The sequence below is a fragment of the Streptomyces sp. TP-A0356 genome (assembly GCF_001417775.1).
GTDB lineage: Bacteria > Actinomycetota > Actinomycetes > Streptomycetales > Streptomycetaceae > Streptomyces.
Genome location: NZ_BBZJ01000020.1, coordinates 360149 through 381974, shown reverse-complemented (window position 1 = coordinate 381974; position 21826 = coordinate 360149). Strand labels below are relative to the sequence as shown.

The window sequence follows — 21826 nt, the reverse complement described above, 5'->3', positions numbered from 1 at the left end:
GGCTCGCCCAGTTCACCCCGCCACCGAGCCGCCCGGTCGCCCGCTCACCCGGCTCACCCAGTTCACCTGGCCACCCAGCGGCCCTGCCGTCCGCTCGCCCGGCCGCCCAGCCACCCAGCCACCCAGCCCGCCGGGCTCGCCCAGCCCTCCGGTCCGCCGGTGATCCGACTCACCCGACCGCCCGCCCACCCGGCTCGCCCAGCCATCCGGCCACACGATCACACGGCTCGCCCGGCCCCCGGCCACCCAGCGATCCGACTCGCACGGCGGCGAGGGCTGTCGGTCGCCCCGCTCGTCCGGCCACCCAGCCACCCAGTCATCCAGCCATCCCGCTCGCCCGGCGGCGGCCGGACGTGGCGGCCGCCGGCGCGTCGTGGCTCGCGTCAGGCGGTTCGACGGATCAGCGCCAGGTACATCGCGTCCGTGCCGTGCAGATGCGGCCACAGCTGTACGTCGGGACCGTCGCCGAGGGCCGGTACGCCGGGCAGCGACGGCCGGGCGTCGATGAGCTCGGCTCCCCGGTAGTGCTTGAGCACGTCGTCGACCACGGCACGGGTCTCGGCGAGGTGCGGCGAACAGGTCGCGTAGCCGACGACGCCTCCGACGCGTACCGACTCCAGGGCCGTTCGCAGCAGGGCACGCTGCAACGGAGCGAACCCGTCGAGGTCCTCGGGCCGGCGTCGCCACCGCGCCTCGGGGCGGCGGCGCAGTGCACCGAGCCCCGTACAGGGCACGTCCACCAGAACGCGGTCGAAGGTGCCGGGCTGCCACGGCGGGCGGGTCCCGTCGGCGGCGATGACCTGGTACGGACCGGGATTCCCGGCCAGCGCCTTCGCCACCAGACCGGCCCGGTGGGGCTGCCTCTCCGAGGCGAGCAGCACGGCACCTCGCTCGGCGGCGAGGGCTGCCAGCAGTGCCGCCTTGCCGCCGGGCCCCGCGCATCCGTCCAGCCACCGCTCGTCGGGCCCGTCCAAGGGAGCGTTCGCGAGTGCGAGCGCGACGAGCTGGCTGCCCTCGTCCTGGACGCCCGCCCGGCCCTCCCGTACGGCCTCGACGGCACCGGGTTCGCCGCCCTCGGTGAGCCGGACGGCGTACGGCGACCAGCGCCCCGGCACAGCGGCCTCCTCGCGGAGCAGTTCCTCCGTGGTGGCACGGCCGGGACGGGCGACGAGCGTGACCTCGGGCCGCTCGTTGTCGGCTTCCAGGAGGTCCTCGATCCCGGCGCGCCCGCCGCCCAGGGAGTCCCACAGGGCGGAGACGACCCAGCGCGGGTGCGAGTGCACGACGGCGAGGTGGTCCTCGGGGTCCTCGTCGTAGGGCGGCGCGACCCGCTCCAGCCAGCCGTCCAGATCGTCCTGGGCCACCTTGCGCAGCACCGCGTTGACGAACTTGGCGCGCCCGTCGCCGAGCACCACCCGGGCGAGCTCGACGGTGGCGGACACCGCGGCGTGCGAGGGTATCCGCGTCCCGAGCAACTGGTGGACGCCGAGGCTCAGTACATCCAGGACGGGCGGATCGACATCCCGCAGCGGCCGGTCGACACAGGCCGAGAGGATGGCGTCGTACGTCCCCTGCCGGCGCAGCGTCCCGTACACCAGCTCGGTGGCGAGCGCCGCGTCCCGCCCGTCGAAGTCCCCCTTCTCGCGCGCCTTGCGCAGCAGCGGCGGCAGGACGAGGTTCGCATACGCGTCCCGCTCGTCGACGGCCCTGAGCGCGTCGAAGGCGAGGATGCGGACGGGGTCCTTCTGGGGCCGGCGGTAGGGCTTGCCGGGCTTGCGGGGACGACGGGACTGGTCGGTCACGAAAAGGTGCTCCGGGTGTGGGGTGACGTGCGCTTCCCAGCGTACGTCCGTGGGGTGGCGGGCAGTCGGGGAGGTCAGCTCCCGAGGGTCTCCCCCACGCCGATGCGCACTCCGCGCGCCCAGTCAGCGGCCCGCATCGGCTTCTTGCCCTGGGCCTGCACCCACACCAGCTCGACGGCGTACGAACCGGTGCCGACGTACACGTTGTTCTTGCCCACGGCCAGCTGCCCGGGGGCGAGATCGGTCCGCTCGGGCAGGGCCGTGACCTGGATGAGCTTGAGCCGCTCGCCGCGCAGTGTCGTCCAGGCGCCGGGCGCCGGGGTGCACGCGCGTACCACACGGTCGACGCGCAGCGCGGGCGCGGACCAGTCGACGTGCGCGTCCTCGACGGTGATCTTCGGCGCGAGCGTGACGCCCTCGGAGGGCTGCGGCACGGCCTTGAGGGTGCCGTCCTCGATGCCGTCCATGGTGGCTTCGAGCAGACCGGCACCGGCGAAGGCGAGGCGGGTGAGGAGGTCACCGCTGGTGTCGGTGGGCCGGACCTGCTCGGTGACGGTGCCGTAGACCGGCCCTGAGTCCAGGCCTTCCTCGATGAGGAAGGTGGAGGCGCCGGTGATCTCGTCCCCTGCCAGGAGGGAGTGCTGCACGGGGGCGGCGCCGCGCCAGGCGGGGAGCAGGGAGAAGTGCAGGTTGACCCAGCCGTGGGCGGGGATGTCGAGGGCGACCCGCGGCAGCAGCGCACCGTAGGCGACGACGGGACAGCAGTCGGGCGCGAGCTCCCGCAGCCGCGCGAGGAAGTCCTCGTCCCGGGGCCTGCTCGGCTTGAGGACCTCGATACCGGCCTCCTCCGCGCGCTCGGCGACGGGGCTGGCGACCAGCCTGCGCCCCCGCCCCGCCGGTGCGTCGGGCCGCGTGACGACGGCGGCCACCTCGTGCCGTTCGGACGCGATCAGAGCGTCCAGCGCGGGAACGGCGACCTCGGGGGTACCTGCGAAGACAAGCCTCATGGGTGAGTGACGGCCTCTCGGGCGGGAGTTTGACGGTCCCGTACGCTTCCGGCTGCGCCGGGGCGTGCGGGCAGCGCACCAGTCTATGGGGGCGCGGGCGTGACGAGTGCGACGGCCGCCCTGACGCACGGCGCATGCGTCTCACAGCGCGCATCACCCCCGGGGGCGTACGCATACGCTCTTACGCCCCTGCACCGTGACCACAGGCCCAAAGGCGCGTTGGTCAAGAGAGAGTTGACCGCTACGGGCCGCTATCGCGGCCCTATCCTTTTCAACGCCGGTTCGAGAGGCTTGTTCATGGCCGACCACGCAACCCACGACGCCCAGGCCCGGGCCAGCCTGCACTTGCTGGTGCGGGACATCGAGCGGGTCCGCCGGCAGGTGGACGCGCTGCGCACGCTCACCGCCCAGTTGGGCAACGTCTACCGCCCGCGCCGCTCCGGCCCCTCCACGGGCTTCGTCGTCTACGGACGCGCCCCCGCCCCGACCGTCCGCCTCGCCCAGGAGTTGCGGGACAGTGTCGAGACCCTGGTCACGGCGGCCGTGGACTTCGACCGCTCACTCGGCTTCTCGTGGGACGCCGTGGGCTCCGCACTCGGCGTCACCAAGCAGGCGGTCCACCGCCGTTACGGCGCCCGCCGCGCCGCCCCGCAGTCACCCGCCGAGCCGGAGCGCACTCCGGAGCCGTCCGGCACCCGCACGCTCAACGTGGGCGCGGGCCTCCCCACCGTCCCGGCCGCCCGGTCGATGCCGACGCAGCCGACGGCGGGCAGCCCCACCCTCCGCGACGAGGCAAGGCCGACGGCCTTCCCCGGCCCGCGCAACGGCTGAGCCGCCCTCCCGGCGCCCCGGAGAGCCGTCCGTGGTGTGCGCCGACGCCGTACACCACGGGCGGCGCACATCGCGGGACGAGCCCGGATCGTGCGCACCGACCGACCCGCAGCGGCCGTCAACGGCCTCTGCGTGCCAGGCGCCGCGAGCCGGGCGCCCATTCTGTTCGGAGCTCTTACCCGATGTCCGGCGGATCGATCCGGATCCTTACCGCGTCGCTCCCCCCACGGGCCATCCTGGCAGCGAGCACGGATTTCAGGGCGGTGGCCAGGGCGGCCCCGCTGCCGGGTGGCACCCGGATGAGCGCCCGATCCCAACGCTCCCCCGGTGGCGGTCCCCCGGCCCGCCGTGGTCGTCCGGCCTCGGTGACCGGCAGCGGCACCGGCCCCAGGACCTCTGCGTCCGGCGGCAGTTCGGCACCGGCGAGGAATGCCGCCACGGCCTCGGGCGGCCCCGACACCGCAGCCATCCGCGACACCGGCGGAAACCCCAGCTCCGCGCGCTCGGCGAGCTCCCGCACCGCGTGACCGACGGGATCCCACCGGACCAGGGCCTGCACGGGCCGCAGCGTCGGCTCGGCGACGACCACGACGGTCCCGCCCGCCGACTGCGGCCGTACGAGCGCGCCCGCACCGATCCACCGTCGCAGCGCGTCCTCGCCCGCCCGCAGATCGGGCCGGCCGAGCATGGCCCACCCGTCGAGGAGCAGCGCGGCCGCGTACCCGCCCTCGGCGACGGGCTCGGCACCGGGCGTACTGACGACCAGTGCGGGCGTCCCCGGCACCGTGTCCAGCACCTGCTCGCGCCCCGAGGTCCGTACCGGAACGGCCGGGAACGCGCGCCCCAGCTCCTCGGCCGTGCGCCGGGCACCCACGACCTGGGCCCGCAGCCGGAACCCGCCGCACTCCGGACAGTGCCAGGCGGTCTCCGCACGCCCGCACCACCCGCACCGCAGCTCTCCGGCATCCTGCGCCGCCAGCGGCCCGGCGCAGTGCCGGCACCGAGCCGGCGCACGGCACTGCGCACAGGCCATCCGCGGCACATAGCCACGCCGGGGAACCTGCACCAGTACGGGCCCCTGCCGCAGCCCCGCCCGCACGACCTCCCAGGCGAGCGTCGGCAGCCGCGCCGCCCGGGCCGCCTCGTCCCGCGCGAGATCCCCGTCCCCCACGGTCCGCACCAGCGGCGCGGCGGCCCGCACCTGCTCCCGGTCCGCGACGAGCGGCGCGGCCCACCCGGTCTCGACGAGCTGGGCGGCCTCGACGGTGCAGCTCCAGCTCCCGAGCAGGAAGCCGCACCTGTCCCGCGCGGCGCGAAGCTCCAGCACCTCGCGGACATGGGGGAAGGGAGCGTTGTCGTCACCGTGGCCGGCGTCGCCGTCGTCCCAGACGACGACGAGCCCGAGATCCCGTACGGGCGCGAACATGGCGGCCCGCGTCCCGACCACCGCCCGCACGGCCCCGCGCCGTACCGCGAGCCACTCCCGGTAGCGCCGCTCCTGCCCGGCGTCGGCGGTCAGGACCGCGTGCTGCCCGTCGCTCATCAGCCCGCGCAGCGCCGCGTCGACCCGTGCGGCGGGCCGCCCGGCGGGCACGACGACCAGTGCTCCCCGGCCGGAGGCAAGCGTGGCCTGCACGGCCCGGGCGATCTCCTCCGCCCACTCGGGCCCGGGCAGGGCGGTCCACACGGCCCGGGGCGCGCCGCCGGAGGCCAGCGACCGCAGGAACTGCGGCCCCCGCCCATACCGCCGCCAGGACCCCGGCTCGGGCGCGGAGGGCGGCGCTGGTGGCGCCCCCATCTCCGTGGCCTCGGCCCGGGCGTGCCGCGGCGGAACGGCGAGCTGCAGCACATCGGCGAGACTGCCCGCATACCGGTCGGCGACGGCCCGGGCGAGTCCGAGCAGCTCGGGCGACAGGACGGGCTCGGGCGACACGACCTGGGCGAGCGCCGCCAGGGGGCCCGCATAGTCGGACTCGGCCATCCGCTCGACGATGAACCCGTCGATGAGCCCGCCGCCCTCGCGCCGCCCTTCGCGCACATTGCGCCCGCCGGCCCCGAACCGCACCCGCACCCTGACCCCGGGCTGCGCGACGGCGTCGAGCTCCTCCGGCACGGCGTAGTCGAAGTAGCGGTCCAGATGCAGCACGCCCTTGTCGACCAGCACACGCGCGACGGGCAGCTCCTTGGCCATGGCGGCCCCCCGCCACGTCCGCGGCTTGGCCCTGGGCGCCTTGGCCTCCCGCACGGCCTCCCGCATCAGCGCAAGCTGCTCGGGCGGCGCGGCATCTTCCCCGCCCGCCCGCTGCTGCCCGTTCCCGCTGCTCACGCTTGCATTCTTACCAAACGCCACTGACACCGGCGGGGGACCGAGATCACCCGTGACCCTCACCGGGAGACCCCCACCGTACGTTTCCACGAGCCGGCCGTACCAGCCATCGAGAACACGTCGAGGCCCGGTCGCCTCAGGAGCGACCGGGCCTCGTGGACGTGTGGAACGGGGCTACAGCCCCACCGCCCTCCGCAGGGCGTCCACCCGGTCGGTGCGCTCCCAGGTGAAGTCGGGGAGTTCGCGGCCGAAGTGGCCGTATGCCGCCGTCTGCGCGTAGATCGGGCGGAGCAGGTCCAGGTCGCGGATGATCGCGGCCGGGCGCAGGTCGAAGACCTCGGTGATCGCGTGCTCGATCTTCTCCGTGTCGACCTTGGCCGTGCCGAACGTCTCCACGAACAGACCCACCGGCTCCGCCTTGCCGATCGCGTACGCGACCTGCACCTCGCAGCGCGAGGCCAGGCCCGCGGCGACCACGTTCTTGGCCACCCAGCGCATCGCGTACGCCGCCGAGCGGTCCACCTTCGAGGGGTCCTTGCCGGAGAACGCGCCGCCGCCGTGGCGAGCCATGCCGCCATAGGTGTCGATGATGATCTTCCGGCCGGTCAGGCCCGCATCCCCCATCGGACCGCCGATCTCGAAGCGGCCGGTGGGGTTGACCAGCAGACGGTAACCGTCCGTCTCCAGCTTGATGCCGTCCTCCAGCAGCGCCTTCAGCTCCGGCTCCACCACGAACTCACGGATGTCGGGAGCCAGCAGGGAGTCCAGATCGATGTCGCTGGCGTGCTGCGAGGAGACGACCACCGTGTCCAGACGGACCGCCTTGTCACCGTCGTACTCGATGGTGACCTGCGTCTTGCCGTCCGGACGCAGGTAGGGGATCGTGCCGTTCTTGCGGACGTCGGACAGCCGCTTGGACAGGCGGTGCGCCAGGAAGATCGGCAGCGGCATCAGCGTCGGGGTCTCGTCCGTCGCGTAACCGAACATCAGACCCTGGTCACCGGCACCCTGCCGGTCCAGCTCGTCGTCGTCGCCCTCGACCCGGGACTCGTACGCCGTGTCCACACCCTGCGCGATGTCCGGCGACTGCGCGCCGATCGACACCGAGACACCACAGGACGCGCCGTCGAAGCCCTTCTTCGACGAGTCGTAGCCGATCTCCAGGATCTTCTCGCGCACCAGCTGCGCGATCGGCGCGTACGTCTTGGTCGTGACCTCACCGGCCACATGCACCAGGCCGGTCGTGATGAGCGTCTCCACGGCGACCCGGGACGTCGGGTCCTCTCGCAGAAGCGCGTCGAGAATGGTGTCGCTGATCTGGTCAGCGATCTTGTCGGGGTGGCCCTCGGTCACGGACTCCGAGGTGAACAGGCGACGGGACACAACGCTCCCTGTGGTTGCAGCGGCTGCTGGCTGATCATGGGCGGACGGGACGGGGGCTGCGCCCGGCGTCGTCCGAGAACAGTTTATCGGTCGCTCTCGACCACCGGCCCACGTGTCTCGCTCCTCGGGAGCGCTGTGACCTGCGGCACGGGCATTCTGCCCAATGCCGCACACTCTTTTCCAGGGGGCGCCACGCGTGAATGTCCGAGGTTCGGCCGAGTTTCGTTCGGAGTGAGACATTCAGGCCAGGCGGCGCGCCACCAGGTCCCACACCGTGTCCGCCAGCCCCTCCTTCGGCCCGTACGGCACGGGGGTCTCACTGCCGTCGGCGCCCAGCACGACCGCCTCGTTCTCCTCGGAACCGAAGGTCTTGCGCTCCCCCACCTCGTTCACCACGAGCAGATCGCAGCCCTTGCGGTCCAGCTTGGTGCGTCCGTTCGCCAGCACATCGTCCGTCTCCGCAGCGAAGCCGACGACCACCTGGCCGGGGCGGGCGCGGTCGGCGGAGATCTCCGCGAGAATGTCCGGATTCCTGACCAGGGCGATGGGCTCCGGATCCCGGCCGTCCCGCTTCTTGATCTTCCCCTGCGCGTACACCGCCGGCCGGAAGTCCGCGACCGCCGCCGCCATCACCACGGCGTCCGCGTCCGCGGTCGCCTTCAGCACCGCCTCGCGCAGCTGCACCGCCGTCCCCACCTGGATGACGTCCACCCCGGCCGGGTCGGGCAGGCCTGTGTTGGCGGCGATCAGGGTGACGCGGGCGCCCCGGGCCGCGGCCGTACGCGCCAGGGCGTAGCCCTGCTTGCCGGAGGAGCGGTTGCCGAGGAAGCGGACGGGGTCGAGCGGCTCGCGGGTGCCGCCGGCGCTGACCACGACGTGTCGGCCCGCCAGGTCGGGTTCCGTCACACCCCGAGTGAGCACCCGGCGGCAGACCTCGAAGATCTCGGCGGGATCGGGCAGCCGGCCCTTGCCCGTGTCGACGCCCGTCAGCCGGCCCACGGCGGGCTCGATCACCACGGCGCCGCGGCGCCGCAGGGTCGCCACGTTCTCCTGGGTGGCCGGGTGCTCCCACATCTCCGTGTGCATCGCCGGGGCGAAGACGACCGGGCAGCGGGCGGTCAGGAGCGTGTTGGTGAGGAGGTCGTCGGCGAGGCCGTGGGCCGCCTTGGCGAGCATGTCGGCGGTCGCCGGGGCCACCACGACCAGGGCGGCGTGCTGGCCGATGCGGACGTGCGGGACCTCGTGGACGTCGTCCCAGACCTCGGTGGAGACAGGGTTGCCGGAGAGGGCGGACCAGGTGGCGGCGCCGACGAAGTGGAGGGCGGAGGCGGTGGGTACGACGCGGACGTCGTGGCCCGACTCCGTCAGGCGGCGCAGCAGCTCACAGGCCTTGTAGGCGGCGATGCCACCGCTGACCCCCAGAACGACCTTCGGCTTGTCCACCGTCTCTCCCCGGACTCGGAAACGTACATCCCCATGCTGTATCACCGCGAGGGACCCCCTCGCACCCCGAGCAGACCACAGGCCCGGCAGCCGCGCTGCCGGGCCTGTGGAAAAACCTACTGCGGTCCGCAGATATGAGTTACTGCTGAGCTCTTACTGCGCCGGGCCCTCGATGGCCTCGGACGTCAGCAGACCCGCGTTGATCTCGCGCAGGGCGATCGAGAGCGGCTTCTCGTGGACGTGGGTGTCGACGAGCGGACCGACGTACTCGAGGAGGCCCTCACCGAGCTGCGAGTAGTACGCGTTGATCTGGCGGGCCCGCTTGGCCGCGTAGATCACGAGGCTGTACTTCGAGTCGGTGGCCTCGAGGAGCTCGTCGATCGGCGGGTTGATGATGCCCTCGGGCGCGGTGATGGAAGAGGACACGCTCTACCTTCCGAAGATGGGAAAGATCAGACCTGATCACACAACCCTGATCACACAACGTCCATCAAGGCTAGCAGCTCGCTCGCCACGTCCTCGACCGAGGTGTTGACCAGGGTTGCGTCGAACTCGGGCTCCGCCGCCAGTTCGGCCTTGGCCGCCTCCAGACGGCGCTCGATCACCTCCGGCGGCTCGGTGCCCCGTCCGGTGAGCCTGCGCACGAGCTCCTCCCAGGAGGGGGGAGCCAGGAACACGAGCTGGGCCTCGGGCATGGACTCGCGCACCTGACGCGCGCCTTGCAGGTCGATCTCCAGCAGGACCGGCACACCGGCCTCCAGATGCTCCACCACGGCCGCTCGCGGAGTGCCGTAGCGGTTGCCGGCGAATTCGGCCCACTCCAGCAGCTCGCCGTTGGCGATCAGCTTGTCCATCTCGTCGTCGGTGACGAAGAAGTAGTGGACTCCGTGCTGCTCACCAGGGCGGGGCTTGCGGGTCGTCGCCGAGACCGAGAGCCAGACCTCGGGGTGTTCCTTGCGCAGATGGGCGACGACCGTGCTCTTGCCGACCCCGGAGGGGCCGGAGAGCACGGTCAGCCGCGGACGTTCACTCATGCAGCGATTATTCCAGCAATCCCGGAGTGCACCGGACTCAGCTGGCGGCGCCGCCGAACTCGCGCTCGAGAGAGGCGATCTGGTTGGAGCCGAGGCCACGCACACGGCGGCTCTCGGAGATCCCGAGTCGCTCCATGATCTGCTTGGCGCGGACCTTGCCCACGCCCGGCAGGGACTCGAGGAGAGCGGAGACCTTCATCTTGCCGATGACGTCGTTCTCCTGGCCCTGCTTGATGACCTCGTGAAGAGAGGCGCCGGAGTGCTTGAGTCGATTCTTGACCTCGGCCCGCTCCCGGCGAGCCGCGGCGGCCTTTTCGAGCGCGGCTGCGCGCTGTTCAGGGGTAAGGGGCGGAAGAGCCACGCCTACGTCACCTCGGATGTCGAACTGTCGGATACGGACCGGTGAGGAACCTAGTCGCCCCACACCTGGGGAGCTACGAGCAACACGCTTGCCCGTTCACTCTCGTCGGAGACTAGCGGGCAAGTGCGCCAGAGTCAGCGAGAACAGCGGAAAAGTCCTGGTCAGCCTCCGTCGAGCCGGACTTTTCCGACATACTGCCCCGGATTTGAGGATGTATTCAGACTGGAGCCGGTGTGAAGACACTCGCCGGAGGATTTCCTGGCCCCCGCCGAAGCTCCTAGTACGCGGCCACGGCGGCCCGGATCTCCTCCGCGAAGCGTTCCGCGGCGTCACGCAGCGCGACGACGTCGGGACCGTGGCGCAGCACCCCCCGGCTCACGTTCGGCACGACGTTGCGCACCGCCGCCCCGAAGACCGCGGGAAGATCGGCCGCAGTGGCTCCCTGGGCGCCGATGCCGGGCGCGAGGAGCGGCCCGTTGATGCCGAGGTCGTACGACGACAGGTCGCCGAGCGTGGCACCGACGACCGCGCCGAAGGAGCCGAGGGGCTCCTCCCCGGCGTTCTCGGCGGCGAGGTGGGCGAGCACCGTCGCCGCGACGGTCCGGCCGTCGGAGCGCACGGCGTGTTGCACCTCTGCGCCCTCCGGGTTGGAGGTCAGCGCGAGCACGAAGAGCCCGGCGCCGCTCTGGCGCGCCAGCTTGACCGCCGGCGCGAGCGACCCGTAGCCGACGTAGGGCGAGACGGTCAGCGCGTCCGAGAACAGCGGGGCGCCCTTCCGCAGGAAGGACTCGGCGTACGCGGCCATGGTGGAGCCGATGTCGCCGCGCTTGGCGTCCATGACGACCAGTGCCCCGGCCGCCCGCGCCTCCTCGACCGCCTTCTCCAGGACCGCGATGCCTCGCGACCCGAAGCGCTCGAAGAAGGCGCTCTGCGGCTTGAGGACCGCCACCCGCTCGGCCATCGCCTCGACAACCGTGCGGCTGAACCGCTCCAGGCCCGCCAGGTCGTCGTTCAGGCCCCACTGAGTGAGCAGCGAGGCATGCGGGTCGATGCCGACGCACAGCGGGCCGCGCTCGTCCATGGCCCGGCGCAGGCGCGCGCCGAAGGGTTCCAGGGTCATGCGGACTTCCTCACATCGGCACCGACCGCGTCGGCGAGCGTGGCGTACGGGCTCGTGCGCAGGCGTGCCGCGAGCCCCTTGTGGATGGCGCGGCCCCAGAAGGGCCCCTCGTAGATGAACGCGCTGTAGCCCTGCACCAGCGTGGCACCGGCGAGAATGCGCTGCCAGGCGTCCTCGGCGGTCTCGATGCCGCCGACGCCCACCAGGGTGATGCGGTCGCCCACGCGCGCGTAGAGGCGACGCAGCACCTCCAGGGAGCGCGTTTTCAGCGGCGCACCCGACAGCCCGCCGGTCTCCTTGACGAGGGAGGCTTCGGAGCTCAGCCCGAGGCCCTCGCGCGCGATGGTGGTGTTCGTGGCGATGATCCCGTCCAGGCCCAGCTCCACGGCGAGGTCGGCGACGGCGTCGACGTCCTCGTCGGCGAGGTCGGGGGCGATCTTCACCAGGAGCGGCACACGCCGTGTGGTGACCGTACGGTCGGCGGCCTCGCGCACGGCGCTCAGCAGCGGGCGCAGCGCCTCGGTCGCCTGCAGATTGCGCAGGCCGGGGGTGTTCGGGGACGAGACGTTGACCACCAGGTAGTCGGCGTACGGCGCGAGCCGCTCGGCCGACTTCACGTAGTCCCCGACGGCCTCGGCCTCCGGGACGACCTTGGTCTTGCCGATGTTCACGCCCACGACGGTCCTGAAGACCGGCGTACGCGAGGCCAGGCGCGCGGCGACGGCCAGCGAGCCGTCGTTGTTGAAGCCCATCCGGTTGATGAGCGCCCGGTCCGCGACGAGGCGGAACAGCCGCTTCCTGGGGTTGCCCGGCTGCGGCTCCCCGGTCACGGTGCCGATCTCGACGTGGTCGAAGCCGAGCATCGACATCCCGTCGATCGCGACCGCGTTCTTGTCGAAGCCGGCGGCGAGCCCGAACGGCCCGTGCATCCGCAGCCCGAACGCCTCCGTGCGCAGCTCCGGGTAGCGGGGGGCGAGGGCGGCCGCGACGAACGTGCGCAGCACGGGGATGCGGGCGGCGCAGCGGATCCACCGGAAGGCCAGGTGGTGGGCCCGCTCGGGGTCCATCCGCCGGAAGACCAGACGGAAGAAGTACTTGTACATCTCTCAGTGTCCTCATGACGAGGGGGACACCGTTTCCGATGTCCCCCTCGGGCTGCTAGTCGCGGGCCGCGGTCAGGCGTTCCGCGTGTTCCTGGAGCGATCGGACGCCGACGTCGCCGTGGGTGAGGGCGTCGATGCCCTGGACCGCGGCGGCGAGCGCCTGGACCGTCGTCAGGCAGGGCACGGAGCGCGCCACCGCCGCCGTACGGATCTCGTAGCCGTCCAGGCGGCCGCCGGTGCCGTACGGGGTGTTGACGATGAGGTCGACCTCGCCGTCATGGATGAGCTGAACGATGGTCCTCTCGCCGTTCGGGCCGGTGCCCTCGGACTGCTTGCGCACGATCGTGGCGTTGATGCCGTTGCGCTTGAGCACCTCGGCCGTACCGGACGTGGCGAGCAGCTCGAAGCCGTGAGCGACCAGCTCACGCGCCGGGAAGATCATCGACCGCTTGTCGCGGTTCGCGACCGAGATGAAGGCGCGGCCCTTGGTCGGCAGCGGACCGTACGCGCCCGCCTGCGACTTGGCGTACGCCGTGCCGAAGACGGAGTCGATACCCATGACCTCGCCGGTGGAGCGCATCTCCGGGCCCAGGACCGTGTCGACGCCCCGCCCGTGGATGTCACGGAACCGGGACCACGGCATCACGGCCTCCTTGACGGAGATCGGCGCGTCCAGCGGCAGCTCGCCGCCGTCGCCGTGCGCGGGCAGCAGGCCTTCGGCCCGCAGCTCGGCGACGGTCGCGCCCAGCGAGATCCGGGCGGCGGCCTTGGCCAGCGGCACCGCGGTCGCCTTCGAGGTGAAGGGGACGGTGCGGGACGCGCGTGGGTTGGCCTCCAGGACGTACAGGATGTCGCCCGCCATCGCGAACTGGATGTTGATCAGCCCACGCACCCCGACACCTCGCGCGATGGCCTCCGTCGAGGCCCGCAGCCGCTTGATGTCGAAGCCGCCCAGTGTGATCGGCGGCAGCGCGCACGCCGAGTCGCCGGAGTGGATGCCGGCCTCCTCGATGTGTTCCATGACGCCGCCGAGGTACAGCTCCTCGCCGTCGTACAGGGCGTCGACGTCGATCTCTATGGCGTCGTCGAGGAAGCGGTCGACCAGCACGGGCCGGGAGGGGCCGATCTCGGTCGACTCGGCGATGTACGACGCCAGCCGGGTCTCGTCGTACACGATCTCCATGCCGCGTCCGCCGAGGACGTACGACGGCCGCACCAGGACCGGGTAGCCGATCTCGTCCGCGATGGCCTTGGCCTCCGCGAAGGCGGTGGCGGTGCCGTGCTTGGGGGCCGGGAGACCGGCCTCGGCGAGGACCCGGCCGAACGCGCCGCGGTCCTCGGCGGCGTGGATCGCCTCCGGGGAGGTGCCCACGATCGGCACGCCGTTGTCCTTCAGTGCCTGCGCCAGGCCCAGCGGGGTCTGACCGCCCAGCTGGACCACGACGCCCGCGATCGGACCGGCCTGCTGCTCCGCGTGGACGATCTCCAGCACGTCCTCCAGCGTCAGCGGCTCGAAGTAGAGGCGGTCGGAGGTGTCGTAGTCCGTGGAGACCGTCTCCGGGTTGCAGTTGACCATCACGGTCTCGTACCCGGCGTCGCTGAGCGCGAAGGAGGCGTGGACGCAGGAGTAGTCGAACTCGATGCCCTGGCCGATGCGGTTGGGACCGGAGCCCAGGATGATGACGGCGGGCTTCTCACGCGGCGCGACCTCGGTCTCCTCGTCGTAGGAGGAGTAGAAGTACGGCGTCTTCGCGGCGAACTCGGCGGCACAGGTGTCGACCGTCTTGTAGACCGGGCGGATGCCCAGCGCCTGCCGCACCTCCCGCACGACGTCCTCGCGCAGCCCGCGGATGTCGGCGATCTGCTGGTCGGAGAAGCCGTGCCGCTTGGCCTGGGCGAGCAGGTCGACCTCCAGGCGGTCGGCGTCGGCCAGCTCGTCCGCGATCTCCTTGATGAGGAAGAGCTGGTCGACGAACCACGGGTCGATCCTCGTGGACTCGAAGACCTCCTCGGGCGTGGCGCCCGCGCGGACGGCCTGCATGACCGTGTTGATCCGGCCGTCCGTGGGACGGGCGGCCTCGCGCAGCAGTTGGTCCTTGTCGCCGGGGTCCCCGACGAACGTGAACTGGCTGCCCTTCTTCTCCAGCGAGCGCAGCGCCTTCTGGAACGCCTCGGTGAAGTTGCGGCCGATCGCCATGGCCTCGCCGACCGACTTCATCGTCGTCGTCAGCGTGCTGTCCGCGCTCGGGAACTTCTCGAAGGCGAAGCGCGGAGCCTTGACGACCACGTAGTCGAGGGTTGGCTCGAAGGAGGCCGGGGTCTCCTGGGTGATGTCGTTCGGGATCTCGTCGAGCGTGTAACCCACGGCCAGCTTGGCCGCGATCTTGGCGATCGGGAAGCCGGTCGCCTTGGATGCGAGGGCCGACGAGCGCGACACGCGCGGGTTCATCTCGATGACGATCACACGACCGTCCTCGGGGTTCACCGCGAACTGGATGTTGCAGCCGCCGGTGTCGACGCCGACCTCGCGGATCACGGCGATGCCGATGTCGCGCAGGATCTGGTACTCGCGGTCGGTGAGCGTCATCGCCGGGGCGACGGTGATCGAGTCACCGGTGTGCACGCCCATCGGGTCGAAGTTCTCGATGGAGCAGACGACCACGACGTTGTCGTGCTTGTCGCGCATCAGCTCCAGCTCGTACTCCTTCCAGCCGAGGATGGACTCCTCCAGGAGCACCTCGGTGGTCGGCGAGAGGGTCAGGCCCTGACCCGCGATGCGGCGCAGCTCCTCCTCGTCGTGCGCGAAGCCGGAGCCGGCGCCGCCCATGGTGAAGGACGGGCGGACGACGACCGGGTAGCCTCCGAGCTGCTCGACACCGGCCAGCACCTCGTCCATGGAGTGGCAGATCACGGAGCGGGCGGACTCGCCGTGCCCGATCTTCCTGCGGACCTCCTCCACGACCTCCTTGAACCGGTCGCGGTCCTCGCCCTTGTGGATCGCGTCCACGTTGGCGCCGATCAGTTCGACGCCGTACTTCTCCAGGACGCCGTTCTCGTGCAGCGAGATGGCCGTGTTGAGCGCCGTCTGGCCGCCCAGGGTGGGCAGCAGCGCGTCCGGCCGCTCCTTGGCGATGATCTTCTCGACGAACTCGGGGGTGATCGGCTCGACGTAGGTCGCGTCGGCGATCTCCGGGTCGGTCATGATCGTCGCCGGGTTGGAGTTGACGAGGATGACGCGCAGGCCCTCGGACTTCAGGACCCGGCACGCCTGGGTGCCGGAGTAGTCGAACTCGGCGGCCTGGCCGATGACGATCGGGCCGGAGCCGATGACCAGGACGGACTGGATATCGGTGCGCTTAGGCACGCTGGCCCTCCATCAGGGATACGAAGCGGTCGAACAGGTAGGCGGCGTCATGCGGGCCCGCGGCCGCTTCGGGGTGGTACTGGACGCTGAAGGCCGGCCGGTCGAGCAGCTGGAGGCCCTCCACCACGTTGTCGTTGAGACAGACGTGGGAGACCTCGGCGCGGCCGTAGGGGGTGTCGGACACCCTGTCGAGCGGGGCGTCGACGGCGAAGCCGTGGTTGTGCGCGGTGACCTCGACCTTGCCGGTCGTACGGTCCTGCACCGGCTGGTTGATGCCGCGGTGGCCGTACTTCAGCTTGTAGGTGCCGAAGCCGAGCGCGCGGCCCAGGATCTGATTGCCGAAGCAGATGCCGAACAGGGGTGTCCCGCGCTCCAGGACGCCCTGCATGACGGAGACGGCGTGGTCGGCGGTGGCCGGGTCGCCCGGGCCGTTGGAGAAGAACACGCCGTCCGGGTTCACGGCGTACACGTCCTCGACGGTCGCCGTCGCGGGCAGCACGTGCACCTCGATGCCGCGCTCGGCCATGCGGTGCGGGGTCATGCCCTTGATGCCCAGGTCGACGGCGGCGACGGTGAACCTCTTCTCACCGATCGCGGGGACGACGTACGCCTCCTCGGTGGCGACCTCGGCGGAGAGGTCCGCGCCCTTCATCTCGGGTGCCTGGCGCACCTCGGCGAGCATGGTGCCCTCGTCGGGCAGCGCGTTGCCGGAGAAGATGCCGACGCGCATGGCACCGCGCTCGCGCAGGTGGCGGGTGAGCGCCCGGGTGTCGATGCCGCTGATGCCGACGACACCCTGGTGGCGCAGCTCCTCGTCCAGCGAGCGCCTGGACCGCCAGTTGGAGGGCACGCGCGCGGGGTCGCGTACGACATAGCCCGCGACCCAGATCCGCTTCGACTCGGGGTCCTCGTCGTTGACGCCGGTGTTGCCGACGTGGGGGGCGGTCATCACGACGACCTGGCGGTGGTACGACGGGTCTGTGAGGGTCTCCTGGTAGCCGGTCATGCCGGTGGAGAACACGGCCTCACCGAAGGTCACCCCCACGGCCCCGTAGGCACGGCCGCGGAAGATCCGGCCGTCCTCCAGGACGAGTACGGCGAGAACCTTCGCGGTTCCCCGGGTGGAGGTCGTCATCGTGCGCCTTCCGTCTTGTCGATCATCTGGTTCAGGGTGTCGACCCACTCGTTGTGCTCGGCCGCGTGGTCGGAGCGGAACCCGGAGTCGATCAGCTTGTCGCCGTGCGCCCAGGTCACCACCAGCAGACCGCCCTCGGTGAGGACCTTGCCCGCGATGCCCTTGTCGAGCCGCGCCTCGCGCAGCCGTTCGGCCGGGACGAAGAAGTCGCTCGCACCGGGTCGTACGACGTCCAGGCCCGCGTCCGTCAGCGTGAGCTCCACCCGGCTGCGGGTGCCCAGGCCGTGGGCCACGATGCGGTCCAGCCACTGTCCCGCCGTGGTGGAACCGTGGTAGCGGCCGCTCATGCTCAGTTTCGCCGGGCCAAGGTCCTCCGGCGCGCCGGGCAGCTCCGGCAGATCGCTCTGGAGGGTGGCGCGCCACTTCCAGCCCTCGCGCATCAGCCAGTAGACGAGCGCGATGAAGAGGACGAGCCCCACGAGCCAGCCGATACGGGCGGCCCAGTCGGTCACTTCCGCCGATTTCCTCTCGGCGGCCAGCAGGTAGAGAGATGTCACGCGAGCTTCCCGTCGACGAGCGTGGCCTTGCCCCGGAGCCAGGTGTGGGTGACACGGCCCGGCAGCTCACGGCCCTCGTAGGGAGTGTTGCGGCTGCGCGAGGCGAAGCCCGCGGGTTCCACGGGCCCACGGTATGCCGTGTCGACGAGCGTGAGGTTGGCGGGCTCACCTGCCGAGACGGGCCGTCCGTGACCGATGGCCCGGCCGATCCTGGCGGGCTTGACGGACATGCGGTCCGCGACGCCCGCCCAGTCGAGCAGCCCGGTGTCGACCATCGTCTCCTGGACCACGGACAGCGCGGTCTCCAGGCCGACCATGCCCATGGCGGCCGCGGCCCACTCGCAGTCCTTGTCCTCGTGCGGATGCGGGGCGTGGTCGGTGGCGACGATGTCGATGGTTCCGTCGGCGAGCGCCTCGCGCAGGGCCATCACATCGCGCTCGGTGCGCAGTGGCGGGTTGACCTTGTAGACCGGGTTGTAGGTGCGCACCAGTTCGTCGGTGAGGAGGAGGTGGTGCGGGGTGACTTCCGCGGTGACGTCGATGCCGCGGGACTTGGCCCAGCGCACGATCTCGACGGACCCGGCGGTCGAGAGGTGACAGATGTGCACGCGGGAGCCGACGTGCTCGGCGAGGAGGACGTCACGGGCGATGATCGACTCCTCGGCGACGGCCGGCCAGCCCCCGAGCCCCAGCTCGGCGGAGACGACGCCCTCGTTCATCTGGGCGCCCTCGGTCAGCCGCGGCTCCTGCGCGTGCTGGGCGACGACACCGCCGAAGGCCTTCACGTACTCCAGCGCCCGGCGCATGATCACCGCGTCGTCGACGCACTTGCCGTCGTCGGAGAAGACCGTGACACCCGCCGCCGACTCGTGCATCGCGCCCAGCTCGGCGAGCTTCTTGCCGTCCAGGCCGACGGTGACGGCGCCGATGGGCTGGACGTCGCAGTAGCCGTGTTCCCGGCCGAGCCGCCAGACCTGCTCGACGACGCCGGCGGTGTCGGCGACCGGGAAGGTGTTGGCCATGGCGAACACGGCCGTGTAGCCGCCGCCGGCGGCGGCCCGCGTACCGGTCAGGACGGTCTCGGAGTCCTCGCGGCCGGGCTCGCGCAGGTGGGTGTGCAGGTCGACCAGGCCCGGCAGCAGCACCTTGCCGTCGGCCTCGACGACCTCCGCGCCCTCGGCGGACAGGCCGACACCCACCTCGGCGATCGTCTCGCCGTCGATCAGCACGTCCTGCGGCTCGCCGCCGAGCACCTTCGCACCACGGATCAGGATCTTGCTCATGGGTCTTACTTCTCCTCGGTACGGGTGTGGGGTGCGGCGGGCACGTTGTTCGAGTCGGACGCGGCCCTCGTGTCGACGACGGCCCCGCCGAGCAGCAGATACAGGACAGCCATGCGGATGGAGACGCCGTTGGCGACCTGCTCGACGGCGGTGCAGCGGTCGGAGTCGGCGACCTCGGCGGTGATCTCCATGCCGCGGACCATCGGACCGGGGTGCATCACGATGGCGTGCTCGGGCATCCGGGCCATGCGGTCGCCGTCGAGGCCGTAGCGCCGCGAGTACTCGCGCTCGGTCGGGAAGAAGGCGGCGTTCATGCGCTCACGCTGGACGCGCAGCATCATCACCGCGTCGGACTTGGGCAGCACACTGTCGAGGTCGTAGGAGACCTCGCAGGGCCAGGACCCGACGCCGACCGGGAGCAGGGTGGGCGGGGCGACCAGGGTGACGTCGGCGCCGAGGGTGTGCAGCAGGTCGACGTTGGAACGGGCGACCCGGCTGTGCAGCACGTCGCCGACGATCGTGATGCGCCTGCCGGCGAGGTCACGGCCGAGCCCCGCGTCCCGTCCCACCAGACGGCGCCGCATGGTGAAGGCGTCGAGCAGGGCCTGGGTGGGGTGCTGGTGGGTGCCGTCGCCGGCATTGATCACGGCGGCGTCGATCCAGCCCGAGTTGGCCAGGCGGTAGGGCGCTCCGGAGGCGCCGTGCCGGATGACGACTGCGTCCACGCCCATGGCCTCCAGGGTCTGGGCGGTGTCCTTGAGGGACTCGCCCTTGGACACGCTGGATCCCTTGGCGGAGAAGTTGATGACGTCCGCCGACAGACGCTTCTCGGCGGCCTCGAAGGAGATCCGGGTACGGGTCGAGTCCTCGAAGAAGAGGTTGACGACGGTGCGGCCGCGCAGGGTCGGCAGCTTCTTGATCGGCCGGTCCGCGACCCGGGCCATTTCCTCGGCGGTGTCGAGGATCAGGACGGCGTCGTCGCGGGTGAGGTCGGCGGCCGAGATGAGATGGCGCTGCATCTTGTCAGGCTCCGTAAGACAGTTCATTCGGGAGTTTTCGGGCAGACGGGCGCGCACCGGGGCGCACTCGCGAGGCGTACGGCAGGGACGTACGCCGGAGCGCTACTGCTGTGCGCCCGGGACGGTCTGCTTCGCACCGAGCAGCACGGTGTCGCGACCGTCCTCCTCGGCGAGCTGGACCTTGACCGTCTCCCGCAGCGACGTGGGGAGGTTCTTGCCGACGTAGTCGGCGCGGATCGGCAGCTCGCGGTGGCCGCGGTCGACCAGGACGGCGAGCTGGACCGCGCGGGGCCGCCCGATGTCGTTCAGGGCGTCGAGGGCTGCGCGGATGGTGCGGCCGGAGAAGAGCACGTCGTCGACCAGGACGACGAGGCGGCCGTCGACACCGTCACCGGGGATGTCCGTGCGGGCCAGCGCACGCGGCGGCTGCAGGCGCAGGTCGTCGCGGTACATGGTGATGTCGAGGGAGCCGACCGGGATCTTCTGGCCGGTGATCTGCTCAAGCTTGTCGGCGAGCCGCCGGGCGAGGAAGACGCCACGGGTCGGGATGCCGAGCAGCACCACGTCGTCGGCGCCCTTGGCGCGCTCGACGATCTCGTGGGCGATGCGGGTCAGTACCCGCGCGATGTCGGGGCCCTCGAGAACGGGCCGCGCATCGGACGCTTGCGTGTCCATACGAAACGGACCTCCTTCTCCGCCTCACGGGACGGACCTTAAAGGACGTCGGAATTGCGCCATACAGGCTACCAGCTCGCAGACCGCGGCCTCTCACCCCCCTGGCTCCATGCGTCACCCGTCCGGCGTCGCCGCACGTCGCCTACCACGGAAGGGTCGGTCCGGACCATTCGGCTTGACGGGGGAGAGTCACGCTGCGTAACCTCACAGTGAGTCACCAGCCTTCGTCCGGGGAGCCATATGTCCAGCGAATACGCCAAACAGCTCGGGGCCAAGCTCCGGGCCATCCGCACCCAGCAGGGCCTTTCCCTTCACGGTGTGGAGGAGAAGTCCCAGGGACGCTGGAAGGCGGTCGTGGTCGGTTCGTACGAGCGCGGGGACCGCGCCGTCACCGTGCAGCGCCTCGCCGAGCTGGCCGATTTCTACGGTGTTCCGGTACAGGAGCTGCTGCCCGGCACCACTCCGGGCGGGGCCGCCGAGCCCCCGCCGAAGCTGGTCCTGGACCTGGAGCGACTGGCCAACGTGCCGGCCGAGAAGGCGGGCCCCCTCCAGCGGTATGCGGCGACCATCCAGTCGCAGCGCGGTGACTACAACGGCAAGGTGCTGTCGATCCGCCAGGACGACCTGCGCACTCTTGCGGTCATCTACGACCAGTCGCCCTCCGTCCTGACCGAGCAGCTGATCAGCTGGGGTGTTCTGGACGCGGACGCGCGCCGCGCGGTCTCCCACGAGGAGAGCTGACCGCTCCTCCAGTCCCAGCAGAAACGTGCCGCCCGGGGTGGTCGGACCTTCGTGGTTCGGTCACCCCGGGCGGCTCTCGTACGCCACCGAAGGCGCGAGCCCCGTGCGATGGAACGCCGGGGGCCCGCGGCAGATGTGCCACGGGCCCCCGGCGTTCGTATGACGTTGCGTCTCCGGCGATCGCCCGCCCCGGCGGAGCGATGCCGAGGAGCTACTCGCGGCGCAACGACGGCTTCAGGTCCTTCAGCCGGCCGAGCAGGCCGTTGACGAAGGCGGGCGACTCCTCCGTGGAGAACTCCTTGGCGAGCTGCACCATCTCGTCGAGCACCACGGCGTCCGGTGTCTCGTCGACCCAGATCAGCTCGTAGGCGCCGAGGCGCAGGATGTTGCGGTCGACGACCGGCATCCGGTCGAGCGTCCAGCCGACCGCGTACTGCGCGATCAGCTCGTCGATGCGCTTCGCGCGCTGGGCGTAGCCCTCGACCAGCTGCATGGTGTACTCGCTCACCGGCGGCTGCCGGGTGTCGGTCCGCGAGTGCCGGATCCAGTCCGCGAGGACCGTGAGGACGTCGGCCCCGCGCTGGTCACCCTCGAAGAGGATCTGGAAGGCGCGCTTACGGGCCGTGTTACGAGCAGCCACGG

Annotated in this window: 19 protein-coding genes; 2 read left to right on the top strand and 17 right to left on the bottom strand. The window is 71.4% G+C overall.

Annotated features, from left to right (window positions below; genetic code table 11):
* Positions 1-383 precede the first annotated feature (383 nt).
* A complete protein-coding gene (locus tag ASC56_RS20370; RefSeq protein ID WP_055492895.1) occupies positions 384-1802 on the bottom strand; it encodes an RsmB/NOP family class I SAM-dependent RNA methyltransferase in 1419 nt (472 codons plus the stop codon).
* A 74-nt stretch (positions 1803-1876) separates the two neighbouring features.
* Complete coding sequence (gene fmt, locus ASC56_RS20365) at positions 1877-2809, bottom strand: methionyl-tRNA formyltransferase (RefSeq protein ID WP_055492894.1); 933 nt, start codon at positions 2807-2809, stop codon at positions 1877-1879.
* Positions 2810-3106: 297 nt separating this feature from the next.
* Here fmt and ASC56_RS20360 point away from each other — a divergent pair, with 297 nt between their 5' ends.
* Positions 3107-3640: a hypothetical protein gene (locus ASC56_RS20360; RefSeq protein ID WP_055492893.1), complete on the top strand. Its 534-nt coding sequence runs from the start codon at positions 3107-3109 to the stop codon at positions 3638-3640.
* Between the two features lie 175 nt (positions 3641-3815).
* On the opposite strand, the gene ASC56_RS20355 is transcribed toward ASC56_RS20360, so the two are convergent.
* From ASC56_RS20355 to pyrR, 14 genes are all read right to left on the bottom strand, one after another.
* Positions 3816-5966: a primosomal protein N' gene (locus ASC56_RS20355; RefSeq protein WP_055492892.1), complete on the bottom strand. Its 2151-nt coding sequence runs from the start codon at positions 5964-5966 to the stop codon at positions 3816-3818.
* 174 nt (positions 5967-6140) lie between these two features.
* On the bottom strand, positions 6141-7349 hold the full coding sequence (metK, locus tag ASC56_RS20350; protein WP_055492891.1) for a methionine adenosyltransferase: 1209 nt from the start codon (positions 7347-7349) through the stop codon (positions 6141-6143).
* A 240-nt stretch (positions 7350-7589) separates the two neighbouring features.
* The gene (coaBC, locus tag ASC56_RS20345; protein ID WP_055492890.1) at positions 7590-8792 is read right to left on the bottom strand and encodes a bifunctional phosphopantothenoylcysteine decarboxylase/phosphopantothenate--cysteine ligase CoaBC; all 1203 of its coding nucleotides are present in this window, start codon (positions 8790-8792) and stop codon (positions 7590-7592) included.
* Between the two features lie 153 nt (positions 8793-8945).
* Positions 8946-9218, bottom strand: coding sequence for a DNA-directed RNA polymerase subunit omega (rpoZ, locus tag ASC56_RS20340; protein ID WP_005319902.1), 273 nt, complete (start codon positions 9216-9218; stop codon positions 8946-8948).
* A 50-nt stretch (positions 9219-9268) separates the two neighbouring features.
* On the bottom strand, positions 9269-9826 hold the full coding sequence (gene gmk / locus ASC56_RS20335) for a guanylate kinase (protein ID WP_055492889.1): 558 nt from the start codon (positions 9824-9826) through the stop codon (positions 9269-9271).
* A gap of 37 nt (positions 9827-9863) precedes the next feature.
* On the bottom strand, positions 9864-10187 hold the full coding sequence (locus ASC56_RS20330; protein ID WP_055492888.1) for an integration host factor: 324 nt from the start codon (positions 10185-10187) through the stop codon (positions 9864-9866).
* A gap of 277 nt (positions 10188-10464) precedes the next feature.
* Positions 10465-11307 (bottom strand): orotidine-5'-phosphate decarboxylase, encoded by an 843-nt coding sequence (pyrF, locus tag ASC56_RS20325; RefSeq protein WP_055492887.1) that lies wholly within the window; start codon positions 11305-11307, stop codon positions 10465-10467.
* Entirely contained in the window at positions 11304-12410 is a 1107-nt protein-coding gene (locus tag ASC56_RS20320) for a quinone-dependent dihydroorotate dehydrogenase (RefSeq protein ID WP_055492886.1), read from the bottom strand. Before ASC56_RS20320 ends, pyrF begins: the two co-directional genes overlap by 4 nt.
* Before the next feature lie 55 nt (positions 12411-12465).
* A complete protein-coding gene (carB, locus tag ASC56_RS20315; RefSeq protein ID WP_055492885.1) occupies positions 12466-15774 on the bottom strand; it encodes a carbamoyl-phosphate synthase large subunit in 3309 nt (1102 codons plus the stop codon).
* Complete coding sequence (carA, locus tag ASC56_RS20310; protein ID WP_055492884.1) at positions 15767-16909, bottom strand: glutamine-hydrolyzing carbamoyl-phosphate synthase small subunit; 1143 nt, start codon at positions 16907-16909, stop codon at positions 15767-15769. The genes carB and carA overlap by 8 nt, the downstream gene beginning before the upstream one ends.
* Complete coding sequence (locus tag ASC56_RS20305; protein WP_055492883.1) at positions 16906-17466, bottom strand: hypothetical protein; 561 nt, start codon at positions 17464-17466, stop codon at positions 16906-16908. Before ASC56_RS20305 ends, carA begins: the two co-directional genes overlap by 4 nt.
* On the bottom strand, positions 17463-18749 hold the full coding sequence (locus ASC56_RS20300) for a dihydroorotase (protein WP_055492882.1): 1287 nt from the start codon (positions 18747-18749) through the stop codon (positions 17463-17465). The genes ASC56_RS20305 and ASC56_RS20300 overlap by 4 nt, the downstream gene beginning before the upstream one ends.
* A 5-nt stretch (positions 18750-18754) precedes the next feature.
* Complete coding sequence (locus tag ASC56_RS20295) at positions 18755-19768, bottom strand: aspartate carbamoyltransferase catalytic subunit (protein WP_055492881.1); 1014 nt, start codon at positions 19766-19768, stop codon at positions 18755-18757.
* Between the two features lie 102 nt (positions 19769-19870).
* A complete protein-coding gene (gene pyrR, locus ASC56_RS20290; RefSeq protein ID WP_055492880.1) occupies positions 19871-20443 on the bottom strand; it encodes a bifunctional pyr operon transcriptional regulator/uracil phosphoribosyltransferase PyrR in 573 nt (190 codons plus the stop codon).
* A gap of 240 nt (positions 20444-20683) precedes the next feature.
* Here pyrR and bldD point away from each other — a divergent pair, with 240 nt between their 5' ends.
* Positions 20684-21184 carry a transcriptional regulator BldD gene (gene bldD, locus ASC56_RS20285; protein ID WP_055492879.1) on the top strand — a complete coding sequence of 167 codons (501 nt, stop codon included), beginning with the start codon at positions 20684-20686 and terminating at the stop codon, positions 21182-21184.
* Positions 21185-21395: 211 nt separating this feature from the next.
* On the opposite strand, the gene nusB is transcribed toward bldD, so the two are convergent.
* Entirely contained in the window at positions 21396-21824 is a 429-nt protein-coding gene (nusB, locus tag ASC56_RS20280; RefSeq protein WP_055492878.1) for a transcription antitermination factor NusB, read from the bottom strand.
* Between the last annotated feature and the right edge of the window lie 2 nt (positions 21825-21826).